We start from the raw sequence: 22,718 nt of genomic DNA, 5'->3' as shown, positions 1-22,718 counted from the left end.
TTTACAGTAATTAAGGATACTCGCCGTGGTTACCCGGCCATGGGTCATTTTAAACAAAAAGAAAAAATAGTTGAGGAAATAGTTGAGGTTTTGATTATATAGCAAAAGACACAAATGTTTAGACAAAATAAGATTGGCTTTTGCTCCCTCAAAAATGTCGTACATTTTTGGGGCACAGAAAATCCATAAGGCTTTTCTCGTGTATTACGAAAAGACTACATTGTCTAATGATTTATGTCTTTGAGTATAGTAAAAATGTTTGGAGGGGAGTGAGATGAACGCCGCACGCATTCTATTGGTGGTTATGGTTGTGACGCTCTTTGCAACTGTTACCAACAGTTATATGATGTACCATGTATCAGAGAAGCTCAATAACTTGAATGTTGAGCTCATGGGGCAACCGCAAGGGCAGGGAGATAGAAAAATTGTTGGAGAAAATATTCCCAAGAGAGAAGTAAGTGCTGATGATGACGCAGCAAAAGGATCTTCAAAAGCTCCGATCACGATTATTGAATTCAGTGATTTTCAGTGCCCTTACTGTGGGCGATTCTATGCTGAAACCTTGCCCTTAATCAAAGAAAAATATATTGATACCGGAAAGGTTCAATTTGTCTATCGAGATTTTCCTCTAGGATTTCACCAACACGCACAGAAAGCTGCAGAGGCCGCTGAATGTGCAGGAGAACAAGAAAAATATTGGGAATACCATAATCTTCTCTTTGAAAACCAGAATGCCTTGGACACAACCAGCTTGAAAGCCTATGCAAAGCAATTGGGACTCAACACTGGAGAATTCAACCAATGTCTCGATGAAGGAAAAATGACTGCAGAAGTCCAAAACGATTTCGAACAGGGTTCACGTTACGGTGTTACAGGAACGCCTGCCTTTTTCATCAATGGCGTAGAGATTGTTGGAGCTCAGCCTTATGCAGCCTTTGAACAAATCATCGAACAGGAACTCCAATAAGCCTAACACGGACAACAAGAGATTTATACCAACAAGGGTTTACTAAACTTTAAATAGAGGCATTAATAAACCTCACATAGGATCTTCGCTACAATTATGTACGGGAGGAACAATGGTCTTATGTTTGGTTGCTTTACCGGTATTTGCCATTCTGGGTATCTTCAGTGTACGCTATCGAAGATTAACCAAGGATGCAGTTGCATGTCTCTTCAATACCGTCACTCTACGAAAATGTAAAAGTGGATTGGACGACCGTATTAAGGCAGAGATTACCGGGAGAGTTATTTCATTTTCCCCTCAGACTGCTCGCTGGATATATGCTCATTATAAACTACTCTCCTGGCTGATGTTGACTCTTTTTGTCGCCAGTTTGGCAGGGAGTATCGTGGGCATCTATAACTACGTCCAGTATGGCAACTGTAATGGGCCCGAATCAACAGGGTTCTGTGTCTTTGATCCCACGGGAAGTAATAGTAAAATTGCAGAGGCTGAAATTGAAATGCCAACAGAAATAGTGTATCCAACCTTAGAGCCGGATGATCCTATCATCGGTAATCCTCATGCGGAGTTAACAATCATTGAGTTTGGTTGTTATGCCTGTCCCTATACCAAAAAAGCAGAACCTATTGTCAAAGAGGTCTTAGAGCACTATGATGGAAAAGTAAATCTTCAGTTTAAAACATTTTATATTCCCACCCATAACTGGAGTTACCAATCTGCATTGGCAGCGAATTGTGCCCAAGAGCAGGGAGCATATGAGATCTATCATACCATGCTGTTTACCTACCAGGAATGGTTAAACACAACTACCTTGCTCGATATTGCACGAAATGTTGGGCTAAACCTTACGCAATTCAGCGACTGTTTGGCATCTGAAAAGTACAAAAACGAAGTCAATGCAGATGCACTTGCTGGGTGGAATGCCGCTGTTCCTGGAACACCGACATTCTTCATTAACCATGAGAAGATCGTTGGTCCAAAACCATTCAAAACATTTACTAAGGTTATTGATGAAGAATTAAAGAAAAAGAACTAGAAAAAAACATGACGCTCTTTTCCTCTACTGGCTATAATGTTGAGAAATTACGGCAGGATTTTCCTATTCTCGGGAAGCCAGTTATTTATTTTGATAATGCCTGCATGTCTCTAAAACCTCAACAGGTCATTGACAAGCTCACCAGTTATTATACTGAACACACTGCATGTGCAGGAAGAAGCTCTCACGCATTTGCCACTAAGGTTGAGGACGAAGTTACGGGAGCACGGCGCAACGTAAAAAAGTTTATCAATGCCAAACATGATGAAGAAATTATTTTTACCCGAAACACCACCGAGGGGATTAATCTTGTTGCAAACTGTTGTGGACTTACGAAAAACGACCGTGTTATCATCAGCGACAAAGAACATAATTCTAATCTTATTCCCTGGCTGAAACAGGCAAAAAAAGGTATTACCGTAGTAGCTGTTACGAGTAATCCTGATAACACCTTTAATCTCGAACGCTTTGCAGAAGCATTTACCCAAACAACAAAATTGGTGTCTATTGTCCATACTTCAAACTTAGATGGTGTTACCAATCCCATTAAAGAAATTGCAAAGATTGCTCATGAGCATGATGCACTTGTCCTTGTCGATGGCGCCCAGAGCGTTCCCAGTCAACCCGTAGATGTGCAAACGTTAAAGGTTGATTTTCTCTCTTTTTCCGGTCATAAGATGTGTGGACCAACAGGAACTGGTGCGCTCTATGGAAAGAAAGCTGCACTAGAACAACTCGATCAGTTTTTGGTGGGTGGTGAAACGGTTATCGATGCAACCTATACTGATTACCAAAAAGAAGAAGTTCCCATGCGATTTGAAGCTGGACTTCAGGATTATGCAGGTATCCTTGGCCTTGGTGAAGCATGTACCTACCTCAAAAAAATAGGCCTTGAAAAGATAGCCAAACATGAACTCATGCTCAACAAATTAATGAGTGAGGAGCTTCTCCAACACAAAAAAGTACAACTTATTGGCCCTCAAGAGGCTGCTCAACGAGGAGGCATCTTTTCCTTTAATATAGCTGGTGTAGACCCCCACCATGTTGCACAGATGCTTGATGTTTCAAAGCACATCATGACACGAAGCGGAGCCCATTGCGTTCATAGTTGGTTCAACAAACACCAGATGAAGGGAAGCGTCCGTGCCTCAGTCTACTTCTACAATACTCCTGAAGAAGTTGCTGTATTTGTCGATCAGGTAAAGAAGATCGCACGATTGTGAGTGTATGCTATTGCAGACTGAGATAAGTGCCAATACCTAGGACGCAAATTTCAGCACATTATTTTGTCCGTAAGTGCCTGGGTTCGTCGACGTGGCCTATCCGCCGTGTTCATCGTGGTCATGATGCTCTTCCTCTCCTGGTTCACCAAGACCGTGTGGATTCAAATAGTCCACATGCGCTGCATGATCCTCAACAGACTCTCCTTCATAAAATGCGGTCACAAGTATATTGTACCCCAAGACCGTTTCGACTGGTTGATACGTAATACTGAGTTTGTAATTACTCTCCGTTTCATGACCGCCATGACCATGAATTTCCCCGGTACTTGTACCGCTGTGGATGTCGGTTGTTGAACTATGGGTTTCATGACCACTAGTACCTAAGAGGTGTGTTGCAGATTCCTCTCCATCGTGGTGATGAGAGCTCAAGGATTCTTCTGCAATCTGCTGAGGGTGATGATCTTCCATTTGGTTAAGAAGTCTTGCATGATGCTCTTCGCTGCTCCCTGGAAAAGAATTTTCCATCAGAGTATTTAATTCTAGTGAAAATGGCGAGACATAATGAAAAACCCCTCCATCAATACCATTAACGACAACATCTGTGCTAACCATACTAAAATCATTACTCGCCCTAATCCTCGTCAGAAGATTTTCTCCAGACAATGCTAAGGTTTCTTTCGCCTCAAGCATCACGCTTCCAGGATAGGCCTTGTCATCATAGTAAAGCCCCGTTGTACCTTCTAGGGTATAATCTTCTGCATTCACATCAAACTTCCAGCCACCTTCTGCCCGTATGAACTGTTCGCTAATTGAAAGTTCGTTGGCAAATCCTTCTCTCGCCTTGAAGTGATAATCCCTTCCAGAACTATCTGTTGTTACTATTTCTCCCTCAGCAGTTCGAATGGTGTGTTGGTGAGAGTCGTGATGGCCTTCAGTAAGCGTTCCATGCGGATTAAGTAAGAAAGAGCCTCCATTCCATGGTGGAATGAAAACATTAGTAATGCCATACATCTCGGTAGTGTAACTCCCATCTGACTCAAGGTCTATCTGCTTTCCCGATTCTATCTCAAGGTAATATCCAGGAAAGTTCCCAAGTGTTACTCGTGTAGGTATTCCTACACCACTACCGGCTTCAACCGCGCTAGCGGTAATTGTTACTCCCTGACCACTACGAGAGGGATACTGAAAATATGTCCCCGCAGGCTGGATGCGTACATCATGAACAATTGTCGGCACCTCTTCAGTTGCATAGCCTGAAAATCCGTTCACTTCCCGACGGACATTGATAACATTGGAGACTTCTATTCCATTGACCTTCCCTATTCCTTCAATAGAAATTGAACCTGAGCGTGAAAAGATTCCATGCTCAATGGTCAGCCCATTTATATTTCCTGACTCTACAAAAACTTCTCCCTCCTTAAATTGTGCTTTTCCCTCAAAAATGGTTCCATCGGGTAATGAGACGTAGCCATTAATAGCCCCTTCATAATCTTCAGGGATTGTTCCTGAGATGATTTCATTATCTTCATTAACCTCGTACTCTGCTCCATAAGTGTCAGCAATCGTGTACAGAGTAACAAGAACTATGACAAAAATGAGACCATAAAGAGGATTTTTCATGGTATCACCTTAACCACAAACATTGCCTCGGTCTGGGCTAATGAATCATTAACGCCAAAAGTAATGGTGTAATTTCCTAATGCGTGTGGGGTCCACGTAATCTCCCCTGTTGCTTCTGCCATAGTTACTCCTTCAGGCGCATCCACAACATAAAAGGTGAGTTGAGTGCTTTCTTCATCGTAGGTATACGGGGTATAATGCAGCGACTGAAAGTAAACCACGGTTTGATTGCGTACAATGACAACAGGAGGACGATTTGTTCCTTCAATATGAAACCGTAAGAACATCGAGTTTGTTACATTACGTGAAGTGGTAACGGTTAAGAGTGCAACGTGATCGCCTTTATGGAAGGTGGTTGGAATGAAGTGAATAATTCCCGTCTTGTTATCTATCGAAAACAGGGGGCTTTGGAGACCATAAAAGAGGTCGCCCCCTTCAGGATCATTCGCAAGAACTTCATAATGGAAAGTTTCACCAACCGTCCCCTCAAGAAGAGGGACTGGCTGAATTCTTGGAGATACTGGAACACCCATCGGCAATGTTTTTGCTGCAAAAAGAAAATAGTATGGCTTTCCTTTGATTCGAGCATTATCTTCCCTAAGAAGATAAATCACCGTATCATTGTCATACAACAGATAGTCTATAAATGACACATTCTGTTGGAGCAAGAGATAATTATCAATCAATGATGGATGCTGTGCAGTTGCGTTTAGTATGGCAGAAACGGTTGTGAAGATGTCATAAAATTCTACAGGAAGCGCAAGAGTAAAACGATCACGGTCTTGGACATTCTGCCCCTTTGTTACCGAGAGATCCCATTGGGTTACCAAAGATACTTCTTTTGTACTGATCGTCACGCGCGTCTTGCTCTGGTTAGCAGCAGTAACCTGAACCTCGGGAAGAATACTAAAATTCGTACAAATCTCAAGGTTACTATCAATATATTGCGCGAGCTCTGCCTCTATCACCGAAAGTTCTGGCATTCTCACTTCACCATTATAGTAGAGGTATGTCGTATTATACGTTGGTGTGGAGAGATAATTAAGATTAAGGGAAAGATACCCCCCTTGGATTCCTAAACGTGTTAATCCTTCCTCCCCGATGGTCTTTAGACAACTAAGGACATATTGATTGACAGCATCGGTTGCTGTAGATAATTCTGCCTGTACCGGAAGAACTTCTTTTTGCTTTTCAGAATTAAGACCACGAATGATCAGGAAAAAAGCAAGTGAACTCAGAAGAAGAAAGCCAAGAATAATAAAGAGAGTAACTTGGCCTTTTTTGTCGTGATGCATTACTCAGGAAAGAGAGAAGCTTCTATTTAAAGATATTGACTTTTTGAGGGCAAGCAACAAAGTAGATTTAAATAGTCAACCTTTATTTCTCAAGACGACGGGGCTGTAGTGCAACCTGGCTAACACTCAGCGTTCGGGTTATCAACGGAAAACGCTGCAATCTGGGTTCGAAATGAAAGAGATCATTCAACGAAAGTCCCAGCAGCCCCAGTTTTCTTTCCCATGTTCTATATCCACCCACCCCTTAAAATAGTAACTCAAAAACATTTCGTCTGTGAGAATTCAAGGTTGAACAAGAAAGAAGTTTTAGGACACACTCAGCAATTTAATCATTCTTCTTAATCGGAACTTGCAAAAAAATCAATACATTAATTAAATCCAAGACCCTGTTGTTCAATCATGACAAGACGAATCGTTTTTTTAGATAGAGATGGAACGGTTAATGAGGAGCCAGAGGATGAAATTGTAGATTCAGTACAAAAAGTTCGATTATTGCCAAATACTATCCCTGCATTGAAATTGCTTGTAGATAATAAATTCAGGTTATTTATTATCACAAATCAAATAGGAATAAGTAAAGGGAGACTTACCATTAAACAGTTTCACGAAATCAATAATTACATTCTTCGACAATTAGAAACTGAAGGGATATCTATAGAAGATACTTTCTGTTGTCCCCATGGACATCAAGACAATTGTAATTGCAGAAAACCAAAATCCGGAATGTTTGAAGCAGCAAAACAAAAATATAGATTAAATCTTAAAGGGTCCTATGTCATCGGAGATAGACAATCTGATATTCAAGTTGGAAAATGTGTTGGAAGTAAAACAATATTCGTATTAACAGGAAAACACTTATCTCCTGAAACAATAAAGCCCGATTTCATTGCTAAAGATTTATTAGATGCTGTAAAATACATTCTTAGTCATTATAGCAAAGGGCACTAATAACCGTAACTTTATGTCCTTTGCTTATTAGGAAAAGACATACAAATTATTACGAAAATTAATGTATTTTCCTATAGTTTGTATATCTCTTACTTCACTGTAATGATTCTTACGCGCCGTATTTCAACCTCTCCGCTCGTTTCACTCTCGCCCCAACCACGCTGCGTTCTCCCCATAATGACGGAAGGAAACGTTCTGGGCTTTATTCAGTGAAATACTGATATAATATACAACCTAAAGTAGATAGTGGTCCAACAACAGTTAATGTTGCTAAAACCGGATGTTCATGTACGCATGTTCTTAATTGCGTAGAATAACCGAATTGATTTCTTAATTTTCGAGTATCGATACCTAATGCCCTTCCTGCCAAAAATCCTTCTAAATTGGTATTGTGAAAACGATAAATTTGTTCTAATTCAACTCTTGAGGTTTCTCTCAGTTCAATATCAGGTATACTGGGTTCTGGTGGTGCTGGACCCGGGTCTGAACCCCCACCGCCGGGATAACTCTGCCCCATGGTATAATAAGAATATCCAGTATCATATTCAGCTAGTCTTTTAGTATAATCTTGCCATTCGGTAGAGCTCTCGTCTGGTTTCTTTTCGGCATTACGATAGGTATATTGCAAGAGTCCTATTCTTTTGAAGAGGGCATTTTTATACTTTTTACTTAAATCTCTGGATTCTCAAAGGCAAAACCATCTTCCATAAATGCTTCTGTTTTTGGAGATTGTTTAAGTTTTTTGTAAACGGAAATCAACGCACCATTGGTCAGGGCCATGGAGGAAAACACTCAGGGTAGCTATGAACAATCCGAAGTCACGAACAGCAATGTCATTGTAACCAAGTCCAAGCATAATAACCAAAAGATGTCCCATTAAGAGAAGCGCAACGATACGCGTCAATAACCCTAGCAAAAGCATGCCTCCAAGAATGATCTCAATAATGCCATTACCCATGATAATGAGATGAGGGGTAAGCGGAAGTTGGTGGAACATCTGCAGGGGATGTTCATGCATCATATCCAGAGGGTGAGGATAAAGCCATTGGGGAATATATCCTAAAAAGGATTCAGGATTCACCAGCTGAGTAATACCGAACCAGAGAAAAACAATGCTGAGACCTAAACGCAAAATCATCGGTGCGTAAGAAACATAGGTTGATGGCAACGGTAGTTGAGCTGATCGCATGATTCCTTCCTCCTCAGTTATTTATTGTATTTACCGGTAGGACCATTGATGACGAAAACGGATAAGATGTTCTAAGGACAAAACAAATCTGCTTTTGAAGCACCATCGCTTGTAATGGAGCATGCTGTCTTCATTAAACGTCAGAATCGTTGGAATCTCTGAAGGCTTCCATGTCTTTTTTTTCTTGGAAAAAAGCTCGGCAATAATATTGTCAGCAGCCAATTTTCCGTGATAATTCGCAGTTTGGGCTCGCTTAATTGTTTTTTGTGAAAGCTGCTCGTCTTTGAACGTAGCACAATCACCAACAGCAAAAATACAGGGATCGGTAATTGTTTGGAGTGTTGGGGTAACATAAATACCATTTGCACATGATTCTAAAGGCAGCTCTTCTAGTTCCTTAGGTAAGGTAATACCGGGCACCCACAAAATGCAATCGGCAGTCATTGTTTGATCGTCTCCAAAATGGAGGGTGTGGTTACTTACTTTTGTTACCCTGGTGTCAAGTAAAATCTTTATTTTCCTTTTTTCCAGGAGAGAATGGATTTTTTTGCTCACGAAGAGCGGGAGTTGTTTGACTAAGCGTTCACTCCCATGAATAATAGTAAAAGAAATCCGATGATATGGAAAAAGGGTAATACAATAATCACGTAAACTCACTGCAAGTTCAACCCCTGTTGGACCACCACCAACAATCGCAATAGCTAGTTGATGCTGCGCTGCAGTAATTTTTTTGATTGTTTGACGAACCCTATTCGCGTCTTCAAGCGACTTAAAAAAACAGGTTTGTTCTTTCAGTTGCTGAATTCCATAGGTGTTTGTCTCAAGTCCCAAAGCAATGACCAGATAATCATAGTGCAGAGGTTTGTTTCCTGATGCCTTTGCCACGTAAACTTGTTTTTTTATTCGATCAAGGTGCATTACTTTTCCTTGGATAAAGGTAATGTTATTTTCGAGAAATCTCTTTGGTAAATCAAGGGTAATCTCTTCTCGCTGCAATCTTCCTCCAACATACTCGATAAGCCCGGGATGAAACACATTGTATGAATTCTTATCGACAACCGTAATTGTTATTTGATCGCCCAGTTTTTTTCTGAGGGTAAATGCAACCGCCAAGCCAGCAAAACCTGCACCGAGAATGACAAGAGAGGGTTTGTTTGTCTGCTTTTGTCGCGTTTCTTCGAGGATTAATGGCCCAATATACCCACAGGACTTACATTCATACTTACCGATCTGGCCCCCGACAGCAAGGGTAATGGCATCAGAACCACACGTTGGGCATTGTTTCATACTTCATCGTTGAGGCAAAGAATCATTCAGCTATATAAACGTTATTGGTAATACTCGGCCTTATAGTCCTTGTCAATCATAAAAGAGCTATGCGTCATAATTGCCTCACCAAATTGATCTTCAATCGCATGAACAATAGCATAGAACTGTTCAGCAGACTCCACCTCAATGGTTGGTTCAAGGCTCCAGTTTGCCAATACCTCTCGAACTTGGACGGTATTTGGTTGCCGATGAAAAAATGCTAATAAGGTTTTTTTATAGGAACTGTGCTTGATCCGCAAAAGTAATTTGTAGGTCGTCATACCAAGAGCATTCATATTTAATGCAACCGTGTATTTCTGGATGATGTTGGTTCTCTCTAATTTTTTAAGATGATAGGCAACCACTTTTGCAGATATACCTGTTTCATGAGCAATCTGAAGGAGACTTTTTCGTGCATTTTGTGAGATGCTTGCAAGAATATGGTCATCATGAGGAGTGATGCTTTCTTTTGCAGGCTTATCCACCTGCTGAGTAATGTGAATATCTTTTCCGACAAGATACTTTCTCCCGAGAAAATAAGTTTCCGTGGTATATGACAACGATAATTCAGCAAAGTAAAGCGCATAGGTATCACAAATTCTATCCTTTACTCTGTTCAGCTCAGTAATATCATGAACGACGATTCCGAGGATGATATCCCAATTTCCTTTACAACTGGCAACGGACACGATTTCTGGTTGCTGTACAAAGAAATGAATCATTTCATGCTTTAATCCAAGAGTAACATTATGAACTTTAAGAAAGAGTTCTACATGCATTTTTCCCATCTTCGCAAGACTGATGATCGTCGGATAGCCAAGGATGATATGCCTTGCTTCAAGCTGCTTCAGGCGATAGTGGACAGATTCTTTTGTTAACCTAACGGATTTGCCGAGAGATACCAATGCCTGGCGAGAATTACAATCTAACCCACAGAGAATTGCACGTTCCACTTTGTCAAGATGTCCCATTATTTCCACTTAAGATTTAACAAAGTGATAAATAATATAAATAATTTTCTTTTTGTTAGAAAATATGGGCGAAATTATTAAATAAGAGATAAGTTTCCCTAATGATGGGGCGATCATATGGAACAGGTTATGGAGCATGCTAAAAGAGCTATTGCCCTTTACTGTGCGTTGTGTGGCATGCCGGTGAAGGAGGAAAACAAAGTAGTACGGAAATGCGGAGCGGTCAAGAAATATTTTTGTTGCAAAACCTGTTATAAGAGATATGAACAGTTCAGAAACCCATCATCAAAAAAAATCAAAATCTAAGAATCAGAAATGATAGTTTACATGGATAAAAAAATGCAAGAGCAAACATTGAGGTGAGAGCATGGTGTTTGGATTATTCAAGCGAAAGGATCCTGTTTGTGGGATGAAAGAAGAAAAAGGGAAAGGACTTGAACATGAAGGAAACTGGTTTTGTAGTAAGCATTGTCTAGACGACTTCACCAAAAAGAACAAGTAAGGAAAGATGTTAAGCGAGAAAGGAAGAGAATTTGAATGGTAAAGAACTATAGGAAAATACATTAATTTTCGTAATAATTTGTATGTCTTTTCCTAATAAGCAAAGGACATAAAGTTACGGTTATTAGTGTCCTTTGCTATAAAATAGACTAAGGTGTTTATGCTATGGCAACGGCTTTAAAGGAACGGGTTATTGGCGCAACAGGAAGCGTCTCTGGTATAGCGAGTATTCTGGGGTCATGGCAGATCTGTCACAATGTCTGTCTAGGGATTATTGCGCTCCTTGGAATTATTGGTATTACATTAACAGGAATGCCCTTACAATTCCTGACGACAATAGCATTGCCATTATGGACCATGGCTCTGCTTTTATTAGGGATTACTATGCTCATGTATGCCAAGAAGAAATGCATTTCGCGAAATTTGATCTTAATCAACACAGGGCTCATTATTGCAGGCGTACCTTTCCAATCAGTACAATCATTCATAGCCGTGTTTTGGGTTATTGGGGGGATTGTTGCTCTTAGCGGTATTGTTTTGTTTGTCAAAGAAAAAATACAACAGAAGAGGTGTCATACATGCGAATAAGTTATTCAGTACTTGGTTATGTCATCTTAGGACTTGCCATTATTGCTCTGGGTTACACGATTTTCAGTATGGTTGCTGATGGAGCCTTTGGCCAATCAGAAAATAATGGAGCAAAGATATCCCCGGGTATAACTCCAAATCCTTCCCAAAATAATCAAAACCAAATAACCGGAAAGGAAAGCACACCATTTGCAACGGTCTCAACCGGAACAACTGAAACCGGAGATGTTGCCATTGACCTTGTTCCCTACCCGGTAAAAGAGGGTAAACTTCGCGTGGACCTTGCTGCCAACACCCATTCAGTTGATCTAAGCAAGTTTGATTTGCGTGCAATAACAAAACTTAGTTATAATGGAAAGACTATAGCTCCTACAGAAGCTCCAAGTTTACAAGGCCATCACCTATCCGGCACTTTGGTGTTTCCTGTAGATGATAGAGGAGATATTACTCCATTTACCATCACGATTACAGGAATTCCACTCGTCAATGAACGGGTATTTACGTGGAAGTAAGGGGATAAGAAGGATAAAGTTATGAAAGAGAAGATTATTGATTTTTTGATGGATTTATAAGCTTGTCGTCAAAGATAAACAAAGAGAAGAGGTAAAACCTTTATGTCAGAAAAAATAAATTCACTCGGTCTCGGCTATGCAGGTGCAATTCTCGCTGCTCTTACGGTACTTTTACTGGGGATTGGGGGGAACATTGGTGTGTACACTGAAGCTGCTGAAATCATGGAATCACAACATATGTTTTTCTCCCTCACCATTCAGGGAGTAATTACTGGGATGATTGAAGCTGCTATTTTTGGTTTTGTTGGCCTCTACCTCCTTGGCTGGCTGTACAATCTTTTTATTTGAATGTTATGATTTTTTGAGAATATAAAGAAAAATAGGGCGTGGATAATAAACGAAGATGGCGTCAACACAAGAACGATACAATCGCATTGCACCCTTATATGATTTTTTCGAAGCTGGGGGAGAGATCCTTCTCTTTCGGAAATGGCGGAAGGCTTTTTTTAGTAACCTAGACGGAAAAATCCTGGATGTTGGTGTAGGTACAGGGAAAAACATTCCGTACTACCACCAAAATGCAGAGGTCATTGGTATTGATTTTGCCCAAAACATGTTGGAACGTGCAAAACAACGCCTGCAAAAAGAAGGAAGAAAGAACGTAACTCTTCTACAGATGGACGTAGAACATCTTGAATTTCCCGAGAACACCTTTGATTATGTTATTACCTCGTGTGTTTTTTGCTCTGTTCCCAATCCGGTCAATGGACTAAAGGAGATTAACCGTGTGTTAAAACCAACAGGAAAATTAATCATGATAGAACACGTACTGAGCAAGCATACGCTCATTGCATGGTGTGAGTATCTTCATAATCCTATCACCAAACGGCTCTTTGGAGCTGAAATTGTCAGGGACACAAAAACAAACATCTTTCGTGCTGGTCTAAATCTTGAAGAAGATAAAAATCTTGCACTGTTTGACGTGTTTAGGTTATTCGTAGCAAAAAAATCAGGTAGTGAAAAAGATAAGCCGGTTAGAAATATGCCATGAGCCACGAGGCAAATGTTAAGCGAATGTATGGACTGAGTAATGCTGGATGGTATGATCCCTTTCGTAGAGTATGGACCAAGATAGTTTCTGCAAAGGCAGAGGAAGAATTTCTTCGACAGGTAAAGAAAATGAGTAAACCAACAACACAGATCCTAGACTTAGGCTGTGGAACTGGCATCAATGCAGGCAGGCTTCTTGAACAGAAGATTCCTTTTCAACAGTACACCGGCATTGATTTTTCTGAGGAGATGCTTTCCCAAGCACGCAAAAAGTATGGGTCGCAAAGGAGAATAAAATTCAATTTCCATGACCTCACCAAAAAACCACTCAAGGGAAACTATGATGTCATTATAACAACGTGGGTATTATCCCACATTACGAATCCCTCTCGGGTTGTGCGAGCGTATTTTAGCCATTTAAAGAAAGGAGGCTCTATGATCATCGTGCTTCTCACAAAGCCACGATGGTACGTCCATTGGTGGTTCTATCCTTTTGTTCGGCTCTTCTCAGCCAACTATATTCCTAAAGAAGAAATAGATAAAATGCCTGGTGAGAAAATCAAAAAGCGGTATGCCTGTGGCATTGCAACACTTCTGATTATAAGAACAGGAGGATATGATGAAAGATTCTAAAACCAGAAATATAAAGGTAACGACAGGATCTACAGTAACAAAAGATCCAGTAAAGGATTCAGGAGATATAACGTGTATTCTTTCGCTCCAGGGAATGCATTGCGCAAGTTGTGCGATGACCATTGAAAAGAATCTCATCAAAATGCAAGGTGTAAAAAAAGCAGCAGTTAATTTTGCAAGTGAAAAAGCCTACGTTACCTTTGATCCTGTAAATGTAGGGAAAGGAGAGCTTGTGAAATCTATTGAGAAAAGTGGCTATAAAGTCATTTCAGAAAGCGTACCAGAAGCAAGTACTCATGGTATGGGTAAGAGCATTGGTAATGAGAAACAAAGAACACTTAAACTTACCATTGTTGGCATGGATAATCCTCACTGTGTCAGTACCATAGATGGCGCATTACGTCGCCTTAAAGGGGTTATTGCAAAAGAATTGTTTGTTACGCAGAAAGCAATCATTACCTATGACCCACGTACGACCTCTCCGGATCTCATCAAAAAGACGATTCTTGATTTAGGATATACTCCCGTAGACGAAGGTACAGGAAGTGCATCGGTAGACAGGGAAAAAAAAGCTAGGGAGAAAGAAATTCGTGATCTTAAACAAAGGATGTTCACCGCCACCTTTTTTTCTGTTCCCCTCTTGATCCTCGCAATGGTTATGCCACTCTTACCTATTGAACTGCCAATGTTTCTTGAAGAGAATCTCCCCCTCATCCAATTTCTTTTGGCAACCCCTGTGTTGTTAGCCGGATCTTTCTTTTATTCTCGTGGTCTACTTGGCGCTTATCGCACCAGAACAGCAACCATGGATACACTTGTTGCTGTTGGAACCGGAACTGCATACCTCTACTCGGTAGTTATATCCATCATGATTTGGATGGGGAACCAAACGTATGGTCCCCATGACCTCTACTATGAGGTTGCTGCTTTGCTTATTGCCTTCATCCTCTTGGGAAAATATCTTGAAGCAATTGCAAAAGGAAGAACCTCTGAGGCAATTAGAAAGTTGATGGGATTACAGGCAAAGACCGCAATTGTCAAGCGTGGAGGAAAAGAAATAGAAATTCCTGTTGAACAGGTTCAAGTAGGAGATCTTGTTGTCGTTAAACCAGGACAAAAGATTCCGGTAGACGGACAACTCGTCGACGGACACTCAAGCGTTGATGAGAGTATGATTACCGGAGAGAGCATCCCCGTAGAAAAGCAGAAAGGAGATACGGTTATTGGAGCAACCATCAACAAACAGGGAAGCTTTACCTTCAGAGCAACAAAAGTCGGTTCAGAAACCGCACTTGCACAGATTATTAAACTCGTTGAAGAGGCACAGGGAAGCAAAGCACCTATCCAGCAATTAGCTGATAAGGTTTCTTCGTACTTTGTTCCAGCCGTCATTGTTATCGCAATCGTTTCGTTTATTATCTGGTTGCTTCTGGGCATGAGTTTCTCCTTTGCATTAACGATCTTTGTTGCTGTACTTATTATTGCATGTCCCTGTGCCTTGGGACTTGCCACACCAACAGCCATTATGGTAGGAACAGGTAAGGGCGCTGAGCATGGCATTTTGATTAAAAGTGCCGAGGCACTCCAAAAAGCACAGGATATTACAACCATTGTCTTTGATAAAACAGGAACATTAACCAAGGGAGAACCAGAGGTTACGGATATTGTGGCTGCAAAGGGGTTTACTGAAACAGAAATTTTAGAATATGCGGCTATTGCCGAAAAGCGTAGCGAACATCCGTTGGGAGAGGCAATTGTCAAAAAAGCTACAGAAAAAAAGATTAAACTCCGAGACCCTGCAAACTTTATTTCGATAAGCGGTAAAGGGTTAGAAGCAACTGTTGACCGTAAGAGAATTTTGTTGGGAAATAGGTCTTTGATGAAAGACAAAGGTATCTCTATTACACCTTTCGAGGAGGCTCTCCAACGACTAGAACATGAAGGAAAGACCGCTATTATTCTTGGGGTCGATAAAAACATAGCAGGGATTATTGCGGTTGCCGATACCCTCAAAGAGCATGCAAAAGATGCTGTTAATGAGCTTCATGACCTCGGAAAAGAAGTGGTCATGCTTACCGGAGATAACACAAGAACGGCTCAAGCCATTGCAAAGAACGTCGGTATTGACCGTGTCCTTGCAGAAGTTTTGCCTGAAGAAAAGGTTGAGGAGATAAAACGGTTGCAAAAGGAAGGAAAGCGAGTTGCCATGGTCGGGGATGGTATTAATGATGCTCCTGCATTGGCACAGGCGCATATAGGCATTGCGATTGGGTCTGGAACAGATATCGCAATTGAATCGGGCGATATTGTCCTTATCAAGGAAGATCTGCGTGATGTGGCTAAGGCCATGGCATTGAGCAAATATACCATGAGAAAGATTCGCCAGAATCTCTTCTGGGCATTTTTCTATAATGTCCTTGGAATCCCTATTGCTGCTGGCATTCTCTATCCCTTCACTGGCTGGTTGTTAAGTCCCATTATTGCAGGCGCTGCAATGGCCTTTAGCTCGGTCTCTGTAGTAAGCAATGCTTTGGTGATGCGACGATGGAGACTCTAAAGCAGATAAAAGCCTTAACAAGATATTTAAAGAAGGGAATCTTCTGAGCAGAAGCAAAACCGGGCTAGTGATGTATGCCAATCCGAGGTGAAATTATGGAACATGAACCAATGATAAGGATTAACGGACGTGCACCAAGCTTTACTGCTCAAGCATTTCAGCAGAATAAAGTTATCCAAGTGACATCAACAGACTATAGTGGGAAGTGGTTGGTGCTATTCTTTTATCCTGCAGACTTTACCTTTGTTTGTCCGACAGAGCTAGGGGATCTTGCGGATTGTTATGGCCAGTTAAAAGAAGCTAATGTCGAAGTTTTGAGTATTAGTACTGATACCACCTTCGTGCATAAGGCATGGTGGGATAATTCAAAAACCATTCAAAAAATAACCTTTCCCATGGTAGCAGATCCAACAGGAAAAATCTGTCGAGCATATGGGACGTATATCGCTGAAGAGGGGTTGAGTGTACGGGCAACTATTCTTATTGATCCTGAAGGAAAGATAAAAGCCTTTGAATTTCATGATAACAGCATCGGAAGAAGCAGTAAAGAGCTCTTAAGAAAAGTCAAGGCAGCGCAGTTTGTTCGTGAGCATGGTGGGGAGGTTTGTCCGGCAAATTGGGAACCTGGAAAACAGACCCTCAAGCCGGGATTGGAGTTAGTTGGAAAGCTTTAAATATCTGCACTGTCAAAGTATACTCACGGACAAAATCCAACCCACAACATGATTATGCAGAAAAGAACCCTCGGAATGGTCGTCATTGCGTTAGCAGCTATTCTTCTTCTTACCTTGGTGTCGTTGAAAAAAGACAGTGACGAAAAAGATGCATTTCTCTGTGAAGCAGTCCATAGCAATCCAACGATTGAAATGAACCAATGTCCGGTGCATGAGCAGGATAAATCTTGGCTTTTAACCTTTCTCTTTAGTATTGGTTTTCTTTTAGTGGGTATCGGTAGTTATATGACTATTGCAGGAGGAAAAGCAGAGGTAAAAGAAACATCGCAGTACAAAGCTGTTGATCTCGCTACCCTTAGTGAAGAGGAAAAAATAATTTATACACTACTAAAGGAGCATGAAGGATCTATGTATCAGAGTGATGTCATAAAAACAACTGGATTTCCCAAAGTAAAGATAACTCGAATTCTGGACAAATTAGAACACCATAATGTCCTTGAACGAAAGCGTCGAGGAATGACCAATATTATTGTGTTGAAATAGCTCCTGAAACTAGTTTCTCCGTTACTTAAATAAAGGATTTCAGTTTTCTCAAGACATAACTTTACACCATTAATCAAGAATTAATGAAATTATAGTAATAACGGAAAGCAAGGAGGATGATTTCATGAAGAAATTACCGATATTGTTCACCAGTATTGTGTTGGGTGTACTCTTATTGATAAGTGGTTGCTCAAAAGGCACTACGGGAAATGGTACTACGGACGTGAAGGGTGGTGCTCAGACCGCCACTATTTTCAAAGCCCCTGGATGTGGCTGTTGTTCGCTCTATGCCCAATACCTCGAGCAAAAAGGATTTGCAGTAACGGTCAAAGATAGTGACGATGTCCTCAAAGTGAAGAAAAACTACGGCATCCCTATGGATATGCAGAGCTGTCATACGGTAACCGTCGGCAATTACTTTGTTGAAGGCCATGTTCCTCTTGAAGCAATACAGAAAATGATGACAGAACAACCAGATATTGCAGGAATTGCTATGCCAGGAATGCCTTCTGGATCTCCGGGAATGCCAGGATCAAAGCAAGGTGATTTTGTCATCTATGCAGTACATAAAGATGGGACAACCAGCGAATTTATGCGGATGTAGGGCTTTTGGTGGACAAGAATGAGCAGTTTAAATAATAAAAACCGTCTTAAAACAGTGAAACTTGGATCAATGGCCTTGGCAGCCTTGGCTGGGATTGGAAGGGTGCATGCACACTGTCCCTTATGTACGGCAGGTGCTGCTGCCGCCGCCGGTGGCGCAGCATGGCTAGGAGTAAGCCACAGTGTTATCGGAGTTTTTATTGGAGCATTTGCCATCTCTACAGGATGGTGGGTTTCACGAATGATCAAGAAACAGTTTATTCCTTTCCAACATTGGATTCTCTTGATCGTTTCCTTTGCTCTCACCGTTATTCCCATCCTAACACTCTTTGCCGATAACCCTTATCCCATCTACATCTCGTGGGGAGGGGATTATGGAACGATCTTTAACCGAACCTATCTCCTGAATTTGTTTTTAATAGGAAGTATCATTGGTGGGTTTATTGTTGCTATTGCACCATGGCTAAGCGAGAGAATGACTGCGCTAAGAAACGGTAAGATGTTACCGTACCAGGGATTAACCATAACCTTCGCTCTCCTGTTCCTTATAAGCCTGGTGCTCCAATTTGCGATTTAAACAAAGATGATTACTTAAGGTGATGATAGTGGAACCATTACTCCAGGCGCTCCTCACGATAACCGGATTGTTTTTTCTTTTCCTTATTCTCAAATCTGGATTCAAAGGGAATATAAAAGAACAATTTTGTGTTATCTGTGCGTCTGTCTTTGTTACCTGGCTTTCACTCTTAGCACTTTTGTGGTTAGGGATATTTGAAGATTCATTGATCGTTGCCCTTCTCATTGGAGAATCCACTGTCGGGATCTATTATCTTGTTGAAGCAAGGGTCAGGGAAACGCTGAAAATATTCAGACTTCCGTTTCTCTTGAGCTTAATTCTCGGTGCGTATTCGCTTATCACCCGTTCCTTAGTATCCAGTGCCATCCTTTTGGTTCTAGGTCTCTGGATGTTGTTTACCACAATCTATTTATACCGGAACCACGAAGGAATGAATACCTTAATAAAAAAATTGGTGGAGTGCTGTAAACGATGGTAGCATCACAAACAAACGATGGACAAAAAGAGATACAAAAAAATGAGGAAAATAGCAGATATCTTTGGATAACACTTCGTCTAGGAATGGCATGGATATTTCTCTGGCCATTCTTTGACAAGCTCTTCGGGCTTGGATTTTCAACGCCATCAGATAAGGCATGGGTTCTTGGAACCTCTCCAACCAATGGTTTTCTAGCCTACGCTACCAAAGGACCATTTGCCAGCATGTATCAAAGCATAGCAGGTAATGTGGTTGTTGACTGGATTTTTATGATCGGGCTTTTATGTATTGGTCTTGCACTGCTCTTTGGCGTTGGCATGCGTATTGCAGCCTATAGTGGTTCATTGATGCTGTTCCTGATGTGGACTGCGGTTTTGCCTCCAGAACACAACCCCTTTCTGGATGACCATTTAATCTATATCCTTGTCTTGCTCATCCTTGCAACCGTAAAAGCAGGTCAATGGTTTGGCTTGGGAAGATGGTGGACACAGCAAGCGGTTGTACAGAAATATCCTATTTTAGAATAATAACTGTTATACTCAAGTAAGAACGGCGTCCAAAAAGCTTGGGTATTATTTTGTTACTTTTTCTTCGATTACTTTCATACCAATCTTTCCTAAAATCTCTTTTATTCGTTTCTTACTGGTATTAAAATTCCACCAAGTTTCCGGTATATTTCTCCCAAGTATTTAGTGACCTCTGGCTCTTTCTTAATAAATTCGTCGTATAACTCTTCTAAATCTAACCTCTTCTTAGTGTCCTTATGGTTAGGAACAAACCCTCCTGCTGTAGGATCTGGCTTTTTATGTCCTTCAAAGAATTGTTGACTGCAATGGGCGAAATAGTTTCTGATAGTATTCAGTCGATTCAAGGTTTGAATCTTTGCTTTATCTAAATCCGGAACTATTTTTTCTAGAATTCTACGTTTTAGTGCAAAACCGAAATATTCATCATAAAGCACGTCGAAAAAAAAAGAGTATTCTATTTTTTTGAAATAATGTTGTGAGATTATTATATTAATTAGATGTTCACAATTGATGAATTTCTCTATGACCTCGCCTCTTTTTTTAGATAAAATGTCTTGATCCATAATCTCTCACCCCTAAACCAAATTAACTTACTCTAATTGTCAAGATTTAATAATTTTTACGCCTAAGTCTGCTAACAAAATTACTTGCTGACACCACTTTTCAAATAAGTTTTTTCTAAAATAGCATATGTAGTATAAGACATAAGTAACGCATAGTTTATATATGGGCTGTGCTTTCTTGTTTGTATGATCAACCTACAAACAAGAGAACTTGTCCTTAAGTGGACAAAGCAGGGAAAAACACAAGAAGAAATCGCTGACTTGGCAGGATGCCATCAGTCAGCGATAAGCAGACTGATTGCGAAGTACAAAAAAACAGGCAGTCTCAAAAACCGCTTTCGCAGCGGGCGACCAACACCTCTGACGAAGGAAACTCTTGCAAAACTGAAAGAAGAATTTACGAACAAAGCTCGCACAGCAAACAAGAATTTCTGTTCGATTAACACAAAAAAATTCTCTGAACTCATTCAGAAAACAACTGGCAAAAACTATACAACGCGGCATGTAGAGCGGATTCTCCACAAACTTGATTTCTCTCGAATAACACCTCGTTCACAGCACATCAAAAATGATCCTGCAAAAGTTGCTGCGTTTCGTGACGAATTTAAAAAAAACTTCAAACAGAATACCTGGGTTATGAGATTGTAGCCATTGACGAAGCAGGATTTCACTTAACAACAACGTACAAACGAATCTGGTTTCCTCGAGGAGAAACACCACGAGGCGCATTTTTTTGGAGCTCGAAAAAACTCATCACGTTCGGCGCGCTCACCAGCCGCCACAAGTTTTATTACGACTTTTACATCGCACAAAACAGCCTCACATTCATGCACTTTTTGCGAGAATTATTCAAAACATTTGATCAAAAAAAGAAATACGTTCTCATCCTCGATAACGCAGGATTTCACAAAACACAATGCGTCAAAAACCTTCTCGCAGAATATGCTCCACGCATCCGCGTAGAGCATATTCCCCCATACTCACCAGAACTCAACCCTATCGAAACCTGTTGGAAAGTCACAAAAAACAACGTCATAAAATCACAATACTTCCCAACAATCGACGACATGCAAGAAGCATTAGAAAACTTCTGGCAAGAACACAATTTTATGCAAAACTTCATGCGTTACTTATGTCGCTAACTATAGACACTATTTCTAAGATTATTCAAGTAAGAGTAATGCAGCCATAAGGGCAATTCCAAGAAGGAAGGTAAAGAGTTGGACCAGGGATTTTGTCGTGTTCTCTTCTTTGTGGAGTTCAGGGATAAGATCAGATCCTGCAATATAAACAAAACCGCCGGCAGCAAAGGGAACCAATATGTTTGTTAGACCTCCTACCAACGACCCCGCGATGAGCGCTATAGTCATACCAAAAAAGGCAGTTACTGCACTTAGAAAATTAAACAATATTGCTCGCTTTCTTGAGAACCCGCCATGAAGCAGGACACCGAAATCACCAATCTCTTGGGGAATTTCGTGAAGAACAACAGCAACGGTTGTGGCTAAGCCTACTGGAATGCTTACTAGGTAGCTTACGCCAATAATCATGCCGTCGAGGAAGTTATGGACTGCGTCACCAAAGAGATTCATAACTGCGAATGGATGTGGATGGTCTTTACTCGTTGGAACGTGACAATGTCGCCAGTGAATGACTTTTTCGACAACAAATGAGAACACAATACCAAAGAGGACTGCTAAGGAAATGGTTACCGTAAATCCTTGTTCATTAGCTACTTCTGGTAAGAGATGGAGGAACACATCACCAAACAAAGCTCCTGTTGAAAAACTGACCATATACAACAGCATCTTTTGTAAGGTCTTTGTTCGGAAAGAAAGCGTCAATATCCCTACAAAGGATACCAAACTCACAACAAGGACACTGAGTAATGCATATATCCAGACCTGAGCCATAGTACGAGAAACGTTTGCGGCTTATAAAAAGGTATTGCTTTTTTCTTTACTCTCCGAGCTATAACTTAGAGAAATGTCGAAAAACAAAAGTTATAAAAACAATACCCCCATCCGATATCTATCATGGAAAAATCAGAAAGCAGCTCATGGAAATCCTTGAAATCATTAATCACGTACAGTGAAGGTGGAATCTTCAGTAAAGTTATTTTGAAATCACAAAAGCAACAGATTACCTTATTTTGCATGGCTAAAGGAACAGAGATTTCTGATCATACATCAACGAAAGAAGGCTCTGTTGTTGTTCTGGAAGGAAAAGGCGTTTTCAGACTTGAAGGAGAACCCATATCCATGCAGCCTGGCGTTATTATCTTCCTGAAAATGGATGCTATCCATTCTTTACATGCAGAAGAAAACACCAGCTTTTTGCTTTCCCTCAGCTAAA

General features: G+C 40.8%; 28 protein-coding genes and 1 tRNA gene. 21 read left to right on the top strand and 8 right to left on the bottom strand.

Going from position 1 to position 22,718, the window contains the following annotated elements; all coding sequences use genetic code 11:
• Positions 1 to 274: 274 nt before the first annotated feature.
• The 3 genes from HYW21_02605 (at position 275) to HYW21_02595 (ending at position 3,226) form a co-directional block, all read left to right on the top strand.
• A complete protein-coding gene (locus HYW21_02605) occupies positions 275 to 967 on the top strand; it encodes a thioredoxin domain-containing protein (GenBank protein MBI2548217.1) in 693 nt (230 codons plus the stop codon).
• 112 nt (positions 968 to 1,079) lie between these two features.
• Positions 1,080 to 2,003, top strand: a complete 924-nt coding sequence (locus HYW21_02600; GenBank protein MBI2548216.1) for a DsbA family protein — start codon at positions 1,080 to 1,082, stop codon at positions 2,001 to 2,003.
• An 8-nt stretch (positions 2,004 to 2,011) separates the two neighbouring features.
• Positions 2,012 to 3,226, top strand: coding sequence for a cysteine desulfurase (locus HYW21_02595; GenBank protein ID MBI2548215.1), 1,215 nt, complete (start codon positions 2,012 to 2,014; stop codon positions 3,224 to 3,226).
• Positions 3,227 to 3,322: 96 nt separating this feature from the next.
• On the opposite strand, the gene HYW21_02590 is transcribed toward HYW21_02595, so the two are convergent.
• Positions 3,323 to 4,846: a hypothetical protein gene (locus HYW21_02590; GenBank protein ID MBI2548214.1), complete on the bottom strand. Its 1,524-nt coding sequence runs from the start codon at positions 4,844 to 4,846 to the stop codon at positions 3,323 to 3,325.
• Complete coding sequence (locus tag HYW21_02585; GenBank protein ID MBI2548213.1) at positions 4,843 to 6,141, bottom strand: Ig-like domain-containing protein; 1,299 nt, start codon at positions 6,139 to 6,141, stop codon at positions 4,843 to 4,845. The genes HYW21_02590 and HYW21_02585 overlap by 4 nt, the downstream gene beginning before the upstream one ends.
• Positions 6,142 to 6,240: 99 nt before the next feature.
• Here HYW21_02585 and HYW21_02580 point away from each other — a divergent pair.
• Positions 6,241 to 6,351, top strand: a tRNA-Pro gene (locus HYW21_02580).
• A gap of 189 nt (positions 6,352 to 6,540) precedes the next feature.
• On the top strand, positions 6,541 to 7,089 hold the full coding sequence (locus HYW21_02575; GenBank protein ID MBI2548212.1) for an HAD family hydrolase: 549 nt from the start codon (positions 6,541 to 6,543) through the stop codon (positions 7,087 to 7,089).
• Positions 7,090 to 7,291: 202 nt separating this feature from the next.
• On the opposite strand, the gene HYW21_02570 is transcribed toward HYW21_02575, so the two are convergent.
• The 4 genes from HYW21_02570 to HYW21_02555 all read right to left on the bottom strand — a co-directional run bounded on the left by HYW21_02570 (position 7,292) and on the right by HYW21_02555 (position 10,557).
• Positions 7,292 to 7,717: a hypothetical protein gene (locus HYW21_02570; GenBank protein ID MBI2548211.1), complete on the bottom strand. Its 426-nt coding sequence runs from the start codon at positions 7,715 to 7,717 to the stop codon at positions 7,292 to 7,294.
• 105 nt (positions 7,718 to 7,822) lie between these two features.
• Positions 7,823 to 8,278, bottom strand: a complete 456-nt coding sequence (locus HYW21_02565; protein MBI2548210.1) for a DoxX family membrane protein — start codon at positions 8,276 to 8,278, stop codon at positions 7,823 to 7,825.
• A 30-nt stretch (positions 8,279 to 8,308) separates the two neighbouring features.
• Positions 8,309 to 9,565 carry an FAD-dependent oxidoreductase gene (locus HYW21_02560; protein MBI2548209.1) on the bottom strand — a complete coding sequence of 419 codons (1,257 nt, stop codon included), beginning with the start codon at positions 9,563 to 9,565 and terminating at the stop codon, positions 8,309 to 8,311.
• A 41-nt stretch (positions 9,566 to 9,606) separates the two neighbouring features.
• Entirely contained in the window at positions 9,607 to 10,557 is a 951-nt protein-coding gene (locus tag HYW21_02555; protein ID MBI2548208.1) for an Lrp/AsnC family transcriptional regulator, read from the bottom strand.
• 117 nt (positions 10,558 to 10,674) lie between these two features.
• On the opposite strand from HYW21_02555, the gene HYW21_02550 reads away from it, so the two are divergent.
• From HYW21_02550 to HYW21_02490, 13 genes are all read left to right on the top strand, one after another.
• Entirely contained in the window at positions 10,675 to 10,863 is a 189-nt protein-coding gene (locus HYW21_02550; protein ID MBI2548207.1) for a hypothetical protein, read from the top strand.
• Between the two features lie 360 nt (positions 10,864 to 11,223).
• Positions 11,224 to 11,646, top strand: a complete 423-nt coding sequence (locus tag HYW21_02545) for a hypothetical protein (GenBank protein MBI2548206.1) — start codon at positions 11,224 to 11,226, stop codon at positions 11,644 to 11,646.
• Positions 11,637 to 12,158: a hypothetical protein gene (locus HYW21_02540; GenBank protein ID MBI2548205.1), complete on the top strand. Its 522-nt coding sequence runs from the start codon at positions 11,637 to 11,639 to the stop codon at positions 12,156 to 12,158. Before HYW21_02545 ends, HYW21_02540 begins: the two co-directional genes overlap by 10 nt.
• Positions 12,159 to 12,260: 102 nt before the next feature.
• Positions 12,261 to 12,506, top strand: a complete 246-nt coding sequence (locus tag HYW21_02535) for a hypothetical protein (GenBank protein MBI2548204.1) — start codon at positions 12,261 to 12,263, stop codon at positions 12,504 to 12,506.
• Between the two features lie 55 nt (positions 12,507 to 12,561).
• A complete protein-coding gene (locus HYW21_02530) occupies positions 12,562 to 13,209 on the top strand; it encodes a methyltransferase domain-containing protein (GenBank protein MBI2548203.1) in 648 nt (215 codons plus the stop codon).
• A complete protein-coding gene (locus tag HYW21_02525) occupies positions 13,206 to 13,841 on the top strand; it encodes a class I SAM-dependent methyltransferase (GenBank protein ID MBI2548202.1) in 636 nt (211 codons plus the stop codon). Before HYW21_02530 ends, HYW21_02525 begins: the two co-directional genes overlap by 4 nt.
• Positions 13,828 to 16,398: a copper-translocating P-type ATPase gene (locus tag HYW21_02520; GenBank protein MBI2548201.1), complete on the top strand. Its 2,571-nt coding sequence runs from the start codon at positions 13,828 to 13,830 to the stop codon at positions 16,396 to 16,398. Before HYW21_02525 ends, HYW21_02520 begins: the two co-directional genes overlap by 14 nt.
• Before the next feature lie 110 nt (positions 16,399 to 16,508).
• A complete protein-coding gene (locus HYW21_02515; protein MBI2548200.1) occupies positions 16,509 to 17,072 on the top strand; it encodes a redoxin domain-containing protein in 564 nt (187 codons plus the stop codon).
• 48 nt (positions 17,073 to 17,120) lie between these two features.
• Positions 17,121 to 17,615: a hypothetical protein gene (locus HYW21_02510; protein MBI2548199.1), complete on the top strand. Its 495-nt coding sequence runs from the start codon at positions 17,121 to 17,123 to the stop codon at positions 17,613 to 17,615.
• Between the two features lie 124 nt (positions 17,616 to 17,739).
• Positions 17,740 to 18,219, top strand: coding sequence for a DUF411 domain-containing protein (locus HYW21_02505; protein ID MBI2548198.1), 480 nt, complete (start codon positions 17,740 to 17,742; stop codon positions 18,217 to 18,219).
• Between the two features lie 18 nt (positions 18,220 to 18,237).
• Complete coding sequence (locus HYW21_02500; GenBank protein MBI2548197.1) at positions 18,238 to 18,795, top strand: hypothetical protein; 558 nt, start codon at positions 18,238 to 18,240, stop codon at positions 18,793 to 18,795.
• A 22-nt stretch (positions 18,796 to 18,817) separates the two neighbouring features.
• Complete coding sequence (locus HYW21_02495) at positions 18,818 to 19,273, top strand: hypothetical protein (protein ID MBI2548196.1); 456 nt, start codon at positions 18,818 to 18,820, stop codon at positions 19,271 to 19,273.
• Positions 19,267 to 19,800 (top strand): hypothetical protein, encoded by a 534-nt coding sequence (locus HYW21_02490; GenBank protein MBI2548195.1) that lies wholly within the window; start codon positions 19,267 to 19,269, stop codon positions 19,798 to 19,800. The genes HYW21_02495 and HYW21_02490 overlap by 7 nt, the downstream gene beginning before the upstream one ends.
• Before the next feature lie 101 nt (positions 19,801 to 19,901).
• Here HYW21_02490 and HYW21_02485 read toward each other — a convergent pair whose 3' ends face one another.
• Entirely contained in the window at positions 19,902 to 20,363 is a 462-nt protein-coding gene (locus HYW21_02485; GenBank protein MBI2548194.1) for a hypothetical protein, read from the bottom strand.
• A 186-nt stretch (positions 20,364 to 20,549) separates the two neighbouring features.
• Here HYW21_02485 and HYW21_02480 point away from each other — a divergent pair, with 186 nt between their 5' ends.
• Together HYW21_02480 and HYW21_02475 are read left to right on the top strand one after the other, a co-directional pair.
• The gene (locus HYW21_02480; protein MBI2548193.1) at positions 20,550 to 21,011 is read left to right on the top strand and encodes a transposase; all 462 of its coding nucleotides are present in this window, start codon (positions 20,550 to 20,552) and stop codon (positions 21,009 to 21,011) included.
• Complete coding sequence (locus HYW21_02475; GenBank protein ID MBI2548192.1) at positions 20,993 to 21,505, top strand: IS630 family transposase; 513 nt, start codon at positions 20,993 to 20,995, stop codon at positions 21,503 to 21,505. The genes HYW21_02480 and HYW21_02475 overlap by 19 nt, the downstream gene beginning before the upstream one ends.
• Positions 21,506 to 21,526: 21 nt before the next feature.
• Here HYW21_02475 and HYW21_02470 read toward each other — a convergent pair whose 3' ends face one another.
• Positions 21,527 to 22,276 carry a ZIP family metal transporter gene (locus HYW21_02470; GenBank protein ID MBI2548191.1) on the bottom strand — a complete coding sequence of 250 codons (750 nt, stop codon included), beginning with the start codon at positions 22,274 to 22,276 and terminating at the stop codon, positions 21,527 to 21,529.
• A 123-nt stretch (positions 22,277 to 22,399) separates the two neighbouring features.
• On the opposite strand from HYW21_02470, the gene HYW21_02465 reads away from it, so the two are divergent.
• Positions 22,400 to 22,717 (top strand): cupin domain-containing protein, encoded by a 318-nt coding sequence (locus HYW21_02465; GenBank protein MBI2548190.1) that lies wholly within the window; start codon positions 22,400 to 22,402, stop codon positions 22,715 to 22,717.
• Position 22,718 lies beyond the last annotated feature (1 nt).

This window comes from Candidatus Woesearchaeota archaeon (assembly GCA_016187565.1).
In the GTDB taxonomy this organism is placed as follows: domain Archaea; phylum Nanobdellota; class Nanobdellia; order Woesearchaeales; family JACPJR01; genus JACPJR01.
The sequence above is the reverse complement of the archived record's forward strand: the minus strand, read 5'-3'. Positions and strand labels throughout refer to the sequence as shown.